This window comes from Paenibacillus sp. P32E (assembly GCF_001909085.1).
GTDB classification, from domain to species: Bacteria; Bacillota; Bacilli; order Paenibacillales; family Paenibacillaceae; genus Paenibacillus_AQ; species Paenibacillus_AQ helianthi.
Genome location: NZ_LVYY01000024.1, coordinates 303,942 through 316,602 on the forward strand (window position 1 = coordinate 303,942; position 12,661 = coordinate 316,602).

General features: G+C 48.8%; 7 protein-coding genes. 4 read left to right on the forward strand and 3 right to left on the reverse strand.

Annotated elements, in window-relative coordinates:
* Positions 1-11: 11 nt before the first annotated feature.
* The gene (locus tag A3848_RS21210) at positions 12-1,730 is read right to left on the reverse strand and encodes a type 2 periplasmic-binding domain-containing protein (protein WP_074086830.1); all 1,719 of its coding nucleotides are present in this window, start codon (positions 1,728-1,730) and stop codon (positions 12-14) included.
* Positions 1,731-2,001: 271 nt separating this feature from the next.
* On the opposite strand from A3848_RS21210, the gene A3848_RS21215 reads away from it, so the two are divergent.
* Both A3848_RS21215 and A3848_RS21220 read left to right on the forward strand, forming a co-directional pair.
* The gene (locus tag A3848_RS21215; RefSeq protein WP_074086831.1) at positions 2,002-3,522 is read left to right on the forward strand and encodes a response regulator transcription factor; all 1,521 of its coding nucleotides are present in this window, start codon (positions 2,002-2,004) and stop codon (positions 3,520-3,522) included.
* Positions 3,523-3,543: 21 nt separating this feature from the next.
* Positions 3,544-5,253: a sensor histidine kinase gene (locus A3848_RS21220; protein WP_074086832.1), complete on the forward strand. Its 1,710-nt coding sequence runs from the start codon at positions 3,544-3,546 to the stop codon at positions 5,251-5,253.
* Between the two features lie 103 nt (positions 5,254-5,356).
* Here the strand turns inward: A3848_RS21220 and A3848_RS21225 are convergent, their stop codons facing one another.
* A complete protein-coding gene (locus A3848_RS21225; protein ID WP_074086897.1) occupies positions 5,357-6,325 on the reverse strand; it encodes an alpha/beta hydrolase in 969 nt (322 codons plus the stop codon).
* A gap of 340 nt (positions 6,326-6,665) precedes the next feature.
* Between A3848_RS21225 and A3848_RS21230 the strand changes: the two genes are divergently transcribed.
* Together A3848_RS21230 and A3848_RS33330 are read left to right on the forward strand one after the other, a co-directional pair.
* Positions 6,666-7,409 carry an IclR family transcriptional regulator gene (locus A3848_RS21230; protein ID WP_074086833.1) on the forward strand — a complete coding sequence of 248 codons (744 nt, stop codon included), beginning with the start codon at positions 6,666-6,668 and terminating at the stop codon, positions 7,407-7,409.
* Positions 7,410-7,522: 113 nt separating this feature from the next.
* Positions 7,523-9,745: a helix-turn-helix transcriptional regulator gene (locus A3848_RS33330; RefSeq protein ID WP_074086834.1), complete on the forward strand. Its 2,223-nt coding sequence runs from the start codon at positions 7,523-7,525 to the stop codon at positions 9,743-9,745.
* A gap of 149 nt (positions 9,746-9,894) precedes the next feature.
* Here the strand turns inward: A3848_RS33330 and acnA are convergent, their stop codons facing one another.
* On the reverse strand, positions 9,895-12,639 hold the full coding sequence (acnA, locus tag A3848_RS21240) for an aconitate hydratase AcnA (RefSeq protein WP_074086835.1): 2,745 nt from the start codon (positions 12,637-12,639) through the stop codon (positions 9,895-9,897).
* Between the last annotated feature and the right edge of the window lie 22 nt (positions 12,640-12,661).

A 12,661-nucleotide genomic window follows, 5' to 3' on the forward strand; every position in this document is an offset into this window, starting at 1 on the left:
ATCTCTTTCTATCATTTGGAGGTGATTTCTTTATTGACTTCGTTCGTAATCGTATCGCCGCCTGTTTTTTTCCAACTGCTGACAAAGCTATCAAAAGCGTCAGGAGATTGCTCACCGGTAATGATCTTCAAAAACATTTCCAGCTCCATCTTCGTCAGTGTGGGCCACTTCAGTGCCATGGAAGGTGTTGTTCCGAAAAATACAGGGTTTACTTCCTTGATCTTTGAATTCTTGACCAGGTTGGCCGTCGTGATGCTCGAGGTATATCCGGCCCATCCATTCGAATCCAGTTTCTCCCCATTTTTTATGTTATCCAGATACTTCTTGTATGAGCGGTAGGCGTTTATATCGTTGCTGGTGAGCAGTTTGCTGCTATCCCCTGTCTTCAGCGCTTCTTCCATAATCCCGACATTACGGTAAAATGCATCATAGTAATCGATATTTATAGCAATCGGAGATCCCCCTACGTTATAGCTGGCATAGTCCTCAAATTTCTTCAGGACCGCTGCATCTTTTTCCTGATAACGCTGATAATCAAACTGAAGGCTGGCGATCTTTATAGCGGCTTCCGGATGCTCGAACCCTTTCCGGACCACAAGGTAACTGCTTGAAGGGTTGCCGGTGAACATCGTAACTGAACCATCCTCCGACTGCGGAGCCACATAAGAAGCCCACTTGGCATTTGGATTCAGCTTAATCGAATCCGCTACCGTCCAGCTTCCCCACCAATTGTCCATGAACGATCCGCTTTTTCCGCCGGTAAGCAGCGCCTTCCGGTCGTCGGATGTGCGTACGGCAAACTGCCGGTCGATCAAGCCTTTTTTGTACATATCCGCCAGCTTTGCAAGGGCCGGCTTCATTTGGGGCTGCACGGAACCATACACTGCCTTGCCGCTCCCATCATCCATCCATTGTTTCGGGAATGCGCCATACAGCGTAAAGATGTTGTTCAATTCATACTGGCCGCCGGAAACACCAGCGGTATTTTCATTGTCGACCACAAGACCAACCGTGTTTCCCGCTCCATTGCCGCCAGGGTCTTTTTCAACGAACTGGGTGATGATATTCTCCACATCATCCATCGTTTTGGGATCTGCGAGTCCCAGTTTATCCATCCAGTCTTTGCGCAGCCAGAGGACCCCTGGGCCGTGTGAAATTTCCGTAGTCGGCAGCGCCATCAGTTTTCCGTCAAACCTTGCGGTATCCAGAACACGGCCCTTATAGGAGTCATAAATCTCCTTAATTTGGTCGCTGGCGCATTGATTATAAGCATCTGTCATATCCGCAATAAGATCGTTTTCATAAAGCTGCTGCAGAGTAGAGAGGTCAGGGACAACCATGATATCAGGAATCGTACCGCCTACAATGGCCATTGAAACCTTTTGGTTATAGTCCGTGCCGTCATTTGCTTCAAATGCAACTTTGTTTTGCACGTTGAGTTTTTCTTTGATATATCTGGTCCACACATTATCGGTTGCATTATCCTTTTCATACGGCGTTCCCGCAAGCGCAGAGAAGTTGGAGGCCACCTGTCCTATGGTGTAGGTAACGGTTTCAGGATACGGGGTAAAAGGAGTCGTCTGGGCTTTCTTCCACGCGGGATCATTTGAATTTGCCGCAGGGTTTTTAGCCGAGTCATTGGAATTATTGGAACTTTGGCAGCCTGCGACTGACACGGCTAAAAGCGCTGTCAATAAAATAGTGCAAGACTTTGTGAGCTTGGATGACATATAAGAACCCCCTTAAATAAATACGTTGAGTCAATAGGCTAGAGATAACGGATTCAAAGCGCCGGCTTGCTTTGAAACCAGAATTAATTTGGCTTCTTTATTGTAGAGCCCTTTACTTTTGAGCGTAAATACAAATAAATTACGTTTTACACAAATAAATAACATACTTGAAGCAAAGCGTTTTGCTTGCTGAAAAGCTCAATTAAAACATGGTACACTATACATGATTAGGGACACAAGTGGATTACTGCGTATGGAGAGGGCGTCCGGGATGTTAACGATACTAATAGCAGATGACCAAAGGGAAGAACGGGAAGGCATTGAATTTCTCATTGATGAACTGGGGTTTGTCCTCCATATAGAGACGGCAGAGAACGGCCGAAAGGCTCTCGAGTATCTGGAGCAAAATCCTGTTGATATCCTCTTTACTGATGTTCGGATGCCCTTGATGGATGGCTTGCAGCTTACCACAGAAGCTTTAATTCTTAACCCCAAATTAAAGGTTATTCTTTTCAGCGGGTTCGCTGAATTTGAATATGCAAAAACCGCCATCTCCCTTGGTGTTTCTGAATATCTTCTCAAGCCGATCAATGTTGAAGCTTTCCAGAATACCATGCAAAAAGTAATTGCTCAGCTAACAGATCAGAAACAGGAAAACATCGCTTCGCAAATTAAACTTGAGTATGTCAAAAAGCATGTGCTTTTTAATCTTGTTAACGGCCTGGGAATACCTTCTTCGATGAAGGAGATATCCTTCGAGCTTCCGGATCATTATCATGGAATGTTTTTGCTGGAATTTGACAAGAACTTTTTTGAAAATGCCGGACCGGAGTTTGAGGAGTTTATCTTGTCTTTACTGAAGGACCCTGTTGATTATGTGAATTTGAATGGCTGTCAGAGCTTGCTGTTATTTCCCCATCTGCCGGCAGGTTCCCCTGGTTCTTTCCATGATTTAGGCACGTTTTTGCATGATAGTATACTAGATAACTACAAAGTACATTGCTACCTCGCTATCAATGATGAAATCACGGTGCTGGAGGATCTTTCCGCCGCTTTGATTCGATTAGATCAACTGATGGAATACCGGTTCTTCTCACCGGATTTTTTTGTATGTGAAGTGAAGAAAGATTTTTACTTTTCTAATGACATGCTTCCCGGGTTATCAGATGGCGATCTTTTAAATCACATCAGAAATAATTTGAAGGAAAGGGACATTTTCAGTCTTAGAGCAAATACAGATCTTTTGTATCAAAAATATGCGAATCAGGCTCAGTTTTCACAATTATATGTCAAGTATATGTTCTCTTCTTTGTATCAGGAGATTATGACCTATTCTGCACCTGTATCTGAAATTGAATTGAGCTATGGAATCGAAAAAATATATAAGTCCGAAGAATTAAAGGAAATAAAAGAGATTATAATTGCCGGGATTGCTCTTCTTGATCAGGAGGATAACAGTTCCGAATTTTTAAACCGGGATATTGCCGCCGTAAAGCAGTACATCGAGGATCATTATGGCGAGGATTTGAGTTTGGATCTTCTTGCTGCAAAGATACATTTATCACCCCATTATTTAAGCTCCATTTTCAAAAAAAATACGGGATGCGGATTGAACAAGTATATTAAAAATGTCCGTATGAATATAGCGAAGGACATGCTGCAGCAAACACATCTTAAGGTTTCAGATATTTGTTATACAGTGGGGTTTCAAAACGTTTCTTATTTCTGTCAGAATTTTAGAGATTTTTTTGGGCAGACACCTGAGAAATTCCGGCAGTACAATCAGAAATAACCCCAGCCCGGGAGGAACGGCATGCAAACGTGGAAGGCCCTTAAACAGAAAATCGGAGACTTTAGATTTCAAACAAAAATAAAGCTTTCATTTTTACTGGTCAGCATGATTCCTGTTATTGTTCTCGGAAGTTTTTGCTTCTCAGAAACCAGATCGCTCTTAGTGCAGCAGTCAAAAGCCGATCTGAATGCCACGTTAAAACAAAGCGTCCTGTCTGTAAACAACCAGATGGATGTCTACAATAAAGTAATGAACTTTCTGAGCTTCAACCAGGAGATTTTGAATGCCGCCAACACCACATATACCAGTGCGTATGAAATGTATGACCAGTTAAATAACGTAATCGATCAGAATTTCTTTACAGCGCGTTACTTAAACACCGGGGTAGAACAAATTATCCTGTATACCGGAACTAATCTGCCTCCACATGGAAACACAGTAAGACCTATCGATGAAATCAAAGAAGCCTCATGGTACCCGCCTGTAATGAAGTCGGTTGATGTTCTTTGGTTTTCCAGCGGGAAAAGTGTATATAGTGCCCGGCGTCTCCTCAGCACAAAACAGGAAAATCCCAAAGATAATATTCTGTTTGCACTAGTAGACTATGATGCACTGTTTAAAACGTTTGAACCCCTCGAATCTCATGGAGCGGAGATAATGATAATGGACTCCAATGGAGATTCTATTTATTCCTCGGGAGCAGACCGTAAAAATTCAGTCATCCCCATTTCCGATAAGACAGCTGATGAGTTTCATTGGAGTGGTAAGAACTACACCGTCCTTCAATCTTCGATCCCGATTACAGGCTGGAAAGTATATTTGTATAAGCCGACAAGCCTGATTACCAACTCCGCATGGTGGATTGCTTTGACTGTCCTGTTGATGATTGCCGCCTGCATCGCTGCTGTCGTTATGGCTGGCACACTCTTTTCCCGGAAAATTATGCTGCCTATTCACCGCCTGCACAAAAATATGAAACTTATAGGAGAAGGGAATTTAGAGATTAAAGTTTTTAGCGATTCTAAAGATGAAATTGGAGATCTGATCCGAGGGTTTGGAAGTATGTTAGGAAGAACCAAGACGCTAATTGATACTGTGTATGTGGGAGAAATTGCACGCAAGGAATACGAAATGAAAGCTCTGCAGGCGCAAATCAATCCTCATTTTCTATACAATTCCCTGTCATTAATAAACTGGAGAGCGCTTCGAATACATGCGACGGATATTAGTGAAATGGCACAGCTATTATCTACCTTTTACCGTACTACGCTCAATAAGGGCGAGAATCTGATATTGGTTTCAGACGAAATTCTTAATGTTCAGTCCTATATTAATATCCAGTTGATTATGCACAGCAACAGTTTCGAGATAGATTATCAGATTGATGACTCCATTCTTTCCTGCCGTATGCCCAATTTAATGCTCCAGCCTTTAATCGAAAATGCGATCATTCATGGAATTGAAAACCGGGAAGACGGTGGTGGAATCATTCATCTCTCAGGCAAAAAAGATGGTCAAAGTATAGTTTTTCTGATAACTGACAATGGAATCGGAGTAGAGCAGGAGCGGCTTGCTCTATTGCTTAAATCTCAATCTAAAGGATACGGACTTAAAAATGTAAATGACCGGGCAGTTGTAATGTACGGCGAACAGTATGGACTTACGATTAACAGCATCTTCGGAGAAGGAACTCAAGTTTTACTCAGAATTCCTTATGATGAACACAATTAAGATTCAGCTTCCGCGCATATAAAAAACAGGTTCACGAAAAGGCGATTGAGCCGTTTCAGAACCTGCTTAAATGTTACGACACGGTGAAACATATACGTCTGTTCTACTGGGCTTTGGCCAGCTGCACGTTGCCCAGAAAAGCGGACACACGCCGCAGATATTCACGGGGGTGCTCACGGAACAGCAGCTCATGATGGCTGTCCTGCACGATCCAGGAATCCGAGTAAGGGTTGCTTTGGTTCGCCGCAAGTTCTTCAGCAATCGGATACGGCGCCTTGTCATCTTTGGTGCCATGCAGGAACAGTGTAGGGAACGGGTAATCCTCCGCCTTGACCTTGGAATAGGGGATTTGATTCAATCCTGTACCGTTCAGCACTGGGAATAATAGCTCCATAATCTCCAGAGAGGGCTGGCGGGGGAGGTCGATATTGTGCTTGATGTTATGGTACAGCGTATCCGGCTCAAGCAGGAAGGTGCTGTCCAGAATCATGGCATCGACATCCTTGGTGACGAGTCCTGCCTGAAGCGCGGTACCAGCTCCCATCGAGAAGCCCCAGACTACAATCTCTTTGGCGCCATGCTCCTTGGCGTACTTTATAGCTCCAAGGAGCTGCTTGGATTCTTTTTTGCCGCCGGTGGCGATATCCTTGTTGGTCTTGGAAGCGAAACCGTAGTCGAACATGACAACGTTGAAATTCAGGCTGTGCGCATAGTGTGCCAGATCGTACATCGGTACCCAGGTTTCCTCGCGGTTGGCACCATATCCATGACTGAACACAATAGTCTTGGTCGAGCCCTTCGAAGGAATGTACCAGCCTTGCATCATGCGGCTGCCATCCAGCGCCGGAAAGGTGATATCCTTATAATCCAGTCCCTTGGCCAATGAAGGATTGGAGTAGAGCGGGGCTACGGTCGGGTTGGACAGCACCCAGGCGATATAGCCATGCAAGGCGATGAAACAGAAGACAAAAAAGAAAAAAACGGACAAAAGCAAAGCAACGACAATATGTTTAACGCGAATCATCCGCAAAGAAAGCTTGGGTGCAGCACTTGGTGTGCGCTCACCCGGCATACGGGAGACCGGTGTACCGGTATGCGTAGTTGCTAAGTCCATGAGGTCCCCTCCTATAGTGGTCCGTAATTTGCAACTAAAAAAAAGAATGTGTGCGTGAGAAATTGTGCTGTTCATTCTCTGCTGCAGGCTATATAATTCATATATTTAATCGTATGATTATGACCTTACAAAGTCAATGAATTCGCCGCTTTTGTAATCTAACTGTAAAGTGCCGCCCAGACTTTTCCGCTCACTGAAACTGCTGGACTTTCCCGGGGCATTTGCTCTAAGATAGAATGGATATCTTAAATAATGTAACCGGGTTTCATTTGGTGAAACAGTTGAAGGAGAGAGTGCTGTGGAAGACCGAAAGCTGACTGTACGCGCGGTAGAACGTGCGTTGGATATATTGCTGTGCTTTACACAGGAAAGTGATCTGAGTCTGACGGAAATTGCCTCCAGAATCAGCCTGCACAAAAGCACAGTGCACCGGCTGCTGACTACGCTTGAGGATAAGGGATTTCTTCTGCGTATTGAGGCCACGGAGAAGTACCGCCTGGGCATCCGCATCTGGGAGCTGTCCACGCATCTGCCGACACTGGATGAACCGGCGGCGCTGCTGCTTCCAGCCATGGAGAAGCTGCGCGACTCGCTGGGAGAGACGGTCAGCCTGTATCTGCGCGACGATCTGGAACGTGTGCGCATCCAGGCGGTGCAGAGCAGGCAGGCGATCCGCCGGGTCGCACAGATTGGTGCGAGACTCCCGCTCTCGGTCGGTGCTTCGAGCAAGGTGCTTGCAGCCTACGCTCCGCATGAGGTACAGGCCCGCCTGCTGGCCGACCCGAACTGGCCGGAGGCTGTGGATAGAAGTACGTATTTAGAGCAATTGCAGGAAATTACACGCCGGGGTTATGCAACAAGCTTCGAGGAACGGGAGCCGGGTGCAGCAGCGGTAGCGGTGCCCATTACCGGAAGGGCGGGGAATGTGGTCGCTGCGCTCTCCCTGTCGGGACCCGTCAGCCGCCTTTCCCGCGAGACGCTGGAGGATTATGCCGTGATTTTGGCCGAAAAAGCTGCTGAAATGGGTCTGATGATGGGTTAAAGCACCCAAGTTCCGTTATATAGTCGATTTAGGGGGTAATTAGTAAGTGAAGGTAATTGTACAGTCATTATCTATAGGATATTGTGGTTAATTCCGGGGCATGGGGTGATAGGATGGCAACTGTAGTACCCGATTCATTAATGGAGGAGATGGAGCAGCTCCAGGAATCATTCAGCAGGATTACTGGGCAGGCTATCGTACTAACAGATCAGGAGGGCAACGTCTTTACTCGTCCGGTAGCTCCAGGAATGTTTTATGAGGTCATTTTGACTTCACTCCAGAATATAGACAACCCTTTCAAGCCTACCCTGCGGAGATTGGGTCCTTTGTCGCATCCTGTAATTCTGGAGGAATGGATTCCCGGATTGAAATATGCCATCATCCCGTTGTTCCCCGGTTATGGACAGGTCTATTATTTATGGTCGGGCATCTATATGCAAGAGGGCACCAAAGCGCTGGTAATGCCTGCATTTGAAGCGAAAATGAAGAATCACCCGGTCTATGAGCATTTATGTAAGGAGCTGCTTGCCCTGCCTGAGCTCAGCCGGGAGCGAATTGCTGAAGTACGGGACAAGATCGCCGTGCTTGGCCGTATCCTAAGCAAGTTGTTGTCCGGTTGTGCGGGTGGCAATGCCACGCAAGGCTTCGGAGATATGATCTCCGGGCTCTTAATGAATCTGGAGAAGGGTTATCTCAAGGTTGAAGAGGTACTGCAGCAATTGGCGGCCACCCCCTCGGCTGGGGATTTATATGCTTTTGCCAAAGAGAATGAGGCTGGAGAATTTCAGGTGAAGTATGCCGCCGGCAAAGGATCGGACCAGCTAATGAATGCCGCATTCCAGCAAGGTGACGGATTCCTGGGACAGGCTGCACTAGGCAAGGAGCCACGGCACTGGAGAACGAGCGCGATGGACCCGAGGTCACTGTTCTTCACGCAGCGCGGTCTTCCGCAGCCGGAATATTTATCCTGCTACCCTGTTATGATCTATGGCGGCAGAAGAGCGCTGCTGCTGACAGTTGGCTTCGGTAAAAGTGAACATATACAGAACTACGACCCTCAGGAGCAGTGTGTAGCCTCATTACTGGGGATTTCCGATAGAGGGCAGAAGCTGATACGACGGGAAGAGCTGCGCAAAGAAGGAACCCTCATTCTTAAAGAAGCTGTGCGGCTGCTGCCGCTGGCAGCCTCCCATAAGGAGCTCGGCAGCCAACTGATTGATACTGTAATGAGCATGCCCTTTTCCCCTGCATCTGTCCTTGTCTTTTTTCAGAACCCAACAGCTGATCAGAGTACATATTACGCCAGAGGCTGGCCGGAAGCAGAAGAGCCGTTCTACGTGAAGGATCTGAAGATGCGGTATTCCCCCCAAGCTTTTCTCTCTGGCTCTGTCATCCATGAGACCTCAGGCGAACGGTTCTTGCTGGAATGCCCGTTAATCGCGGAAAATGTATACAAAGGGATATTGTCCATCGGATTCCGCAAACGAATTGAAGCACAGGAATGGCGGGCCTTTATGGAGTGTATTGCCACTCTGGCTACGACGGCTATCCGTCTTCTGGAGAAGGACAGCAGATATGCAAAGCAAGCGGAGACCTTTTTGAATAACCTCCTCCAAAATCTGCAATATCATCATCCGGAGCTGCAGCGCATTTCGCTGGAAGCCTCAAATATGGCTTATGATTTTGCCCGTTATGCAGGCCTGCCGGAGAAAGAGTCCGAGCGGCTGAAACTTGCTTGTAAGCTGGCACCTTTTCCGCTAGAGGTACTAATGGAATATGATTTCTACATTCAAGAAGTATCGCTGCTGAACCAGGTAGATCAATTGTCCGCTTTTTATTTTGAAATTGAGAAACCCATGCTGTCCTTTGAGGCCCAGTTGCTGGCGCTTGTGCTGCATCATGCAGGCAAACAGGAGCAGGCAGAGACGCTGAAAGACAACCGGGAGAAAGGGATCGTTTCTTCAAGATTTCATTTGGACATCAATGTAAAAGCAGTAATTGATGCGGAGCCGCGGGTGGCGTTTCAGTCCTTTCTGCTCAGCCGGTCCGGGGAACAGCGTCATATGCAGCCAGTCTCGCCTGTTAAGCTCCTCAATAATACGTCCCTCAAGTCACCGAAGGAGGAATGGGGGATCTCGCCCCGTGAAGAAGAGGTGCTTGAGCTGATTATTCTCGGCAAGACGAATAAGGATATTGCTGCGGCGTTGTTCATTAGCGAACATACCGTCAAGAACCATTTGAGCCGTATCTTTGATAAAATGAACGTAAGCGACCGCTCGCAGATTATTGCTCTTATCTATAAAAGGATTCTAAATTCGGAGCGGATTGAGATATAGAGGTTGGAAGCCTCCTCCATCCAAGTGTAATGGTTCTCAAAACAAAACAGCCTTCAATCCTCCCGCAGGGAGAGGTTGGAGGCTGTTTTGTGATCGGAGAAGACCGGCATCCCATGCGAAACGCAGGCAGCCGGTCTTCCGCGAAAGATTTATTCCACCGGAAGCGCTGAATCTGAAGTGGTGGCATCGGCCAGCATCTGGCGGAGCACGGTCTGCAGAATCCCGCCATTGCGGTAGTAGTCAATGTCCACGGTACTATCGAGACGGGCAATGACCGGGAATTCGAACTGGGTGCCGTCTTCACGGGTAGCGGTGACAGTCAGCTCTTGACCAGGCAGTACATCGTTGCCAAGTCCGGTGATGTTGAAGGTCTCGCGTCCGGTCAGCCCCAGGCTGCTCCAGCCATGACCTTCCTGGAATTGCAGCGGAAGCACGCCCATGCCGACGAGATTGCTGCGGTGAATCCGCTCGAAGCTTTCGGCGATAACGGCTTTGACGCCCAGCAGGAGTGTGCCCTTGGCTGCCCAGTCGCGGGAGCTACCGGTACCGTATTCCTTGCCGGCGATGACGATCAGATTCTGTCCTGCGGATTGGTACAGCATGGACGCATCATAGATCGACATCACTTCTTCGCTTGGCAGGAAGGTGGTGACTCCGCCTTCCGTTCCCGGAGCAACCGCATTGCGGATACGGATGTTTGCGAACGTGCCGCGCATCATCACTTCATGGTTCCCGCGGCGCGATCCGTAGGAGTTGAAGTCGGCTCGGTCCACGCCATGGCTCCGCAGATATTCACCGGCAGGACCAGAGTTGGAGATATTACCCGCTGGCGAGATGTGGTCAGTGGTTACGGAATCAGCAAGCAGTGCAAGCACCCGGGCATTGCGGATGTTCTCGATATCACCGACACCGTCTGCCAAATGCTCAAAGAATGGCGGATTCTGGATGTACGTTGAGTTGTCGTCCCATTCATACAGCTCGCCTTCCGGTACCGGAATCGAGTTCCAGCGCTCATTGGCCGTGAATACATTCTCGTATTTCCGGCGGAACATCTCCGGACTCAGGGAGAGGGCGATGGCTTCACGGATTTCTGCAGAAGTTGGCCAGATATCAGCAAGGAAGACAGGCTCGCCTTGCGGATCATAGCCCAGCGGCTCGGTTTTCAGATCAATGTTAACTGTGCCTGCCAGTGCATAGGCTACGACAAGCGGCGGGGAGGCCAGGTAATTGGCTTTGACCTGAGCATGCACGCGGCCTTCAAAGTTCCGGTTCCCGGATATTACGGCAGCTACCGTCATATCATGGTCTGTGATCGCCTGGCTGACTTCATCCGGCAGCGGGCCGGAGTTGCCGATACAGGTGGCGCAGCCGTAACCGGCCAGATAGAAGCCCAGTGCTTCCAGAGGCTTCAGCAGATTAGCCTTTTCCAGGTATTCGGTAACGACCAGCGAGCCTGGCGTGAGGCTGCTTTTTACGTATCCCGGTTTGGTCAATCCGCGCTCTACCGCCTTCTTGGCCAGCAGGCCGGCTCCCAGCATTACACTTGGGTTGGAGGTGTTGGTACAGCTCGTAATGGCTGCAATCACAACCGCCCCTGTGCTTAGCTTGCTGCTCGTGCCGTTCTTATGCTGCACTTCCACTACTTCGTTTATTTTCTCGTCGCTCAGGCCATAACCGCCTTTGTCGACCGGAGTGCGGATAATACCTTCGAAGTTTTCTTTCATGTGTGTCAGCTCCACCCGGTCCTGCGGACGTTTCGGTCCGGCAAGACTCGGAACCACTGAAGCTAAGTCTAGCTCAATGAAATCACTGAACAGCGGGTCCGGCGTTTCGGAGGTACGGAACATACCCTGTGCCTTGTAATAATCCCCAACCAGCTCCACAAGCTCATCCGGACGGCCGGTGCTGCGCAGGTAGGCAAGCGTCTCTTCGTCCACAGGGAAGAAACCGATGGTTGCCCCATATTCCGGAGCCATATTGGCTACGGTCGCGCGGTCTGCCAGGCTGATGTTGGCCAGGCCCGGTCCGTAGAATTCAACAAATTTGCCGACTACGCCTTTTTTGCGCAGCATCTGGGTGACGGTCAGCGCCAGATCGGTTGCTGTAGCTCCTTCTACCAGACTGCCGGTAAGCTTGAAGCCCACCACATCCGGTGTTACAAAATAAAGAGGCTGCCCCAGCATGCCGGCTTCCGCCTCGATGCCGCCTACACCCCAGCCTACAACACCGAGACCGTTGATCATCGTCGTATGAGAATCGGTGCCTACCAGGGAGTCCGGATAGACGACGGTTTCGCCGTCCACAGTCTTGGTGGTTGCCACGGAGGCCAGATACTCCAGGTTAACCTGATGCACAATACCGGTTGCCGGTGGAACCGCGCGGAAATTGTTGAAGGCGGTCTGCGCCCAGCGCAGGAACCGGTAGCGTTCTTCATTGCGTTCGAATTCTACGTTCATATTGTATTCAAGCGCGTCTGCGGTGCCAAAAGCATCAACCATAACCGAATGGTCAATGACCAGGTCAACCGGTACGAGCGGATTGATCTTTTTCGGGTCGCCGCCGGCTTTCTTTACGGTGTCACGCATGGCGGCCAGATCGACAACCACCGGTACGCCGGTAAAATCCTGCAGCACGATCCGGGCCGGGATGAAGGGGATTTCCTTATTGCGGTCGATATCGCCAGACCAATCCGCCAACTGCTTCACATGTTCTTCGGTAATCGCCCGTCCGTCATATTGGCGGACAGCGGCCTCAAGCAATACTTTGATGGAAAACGGCAGGGAGGAAATAGCCCCTGCGCCTTGCTCTTCCAGGGAGTTAAGATGATAGTAGCGATAGCTTTTGCCGCCTGACTCCAGGGTGCGGGCCAGCGAAAAGTGGTCCTTGCTTGGCATATATGCGCCTCCTTGTTTCATC

Excerpts from the sequence above, each read along its gene's own strand:
- A3848_RS21225 (WP_074086897.1), bottom strand. The coding sequence starts at position 6,325 with ATGCCGGGTGAGCGCACACCAAGTGCTGCACCCAAGCTTTCTTTGCGG.
- A3848_RS33330 (WP_074086834.1), top strand. The coding sequence starts at position 7,523 with ATGGCAACTGTAGTACCCGATTCATTAATGGAGGAGATGGAGCAGCTC.
- A3848_RS21220 (WP_074086832.1), top strand. The coding sequence starts at position 3,544 with ATGCAAACGTGGAAGGCCCTTAAACAGAAAATCGGAGACTTTAGATTT.
- A3848_RS21210 (WP_074086830.1), bottom strand. The coding sequence starts at position 1,730 with ATGTCATCCAAGCTCACAAAGTCTTGCACTATTTTATTGACAGCGCTT.
- A3848_RS21215 (WP_074086831.1), top strand. The coding sequence starts at position 2,002 with ATGTTAACGATACTAATAGCAGATGACCAAAGGGAAGAACGGGAAGGC.
- acnA (WP_074086835.1), bottom strand. The coding sequence starts at position 12,639 with ATGCCAAGCAAGGACCACTTTTCGCTGGCCCGCACCCTGGAGTCAGGC.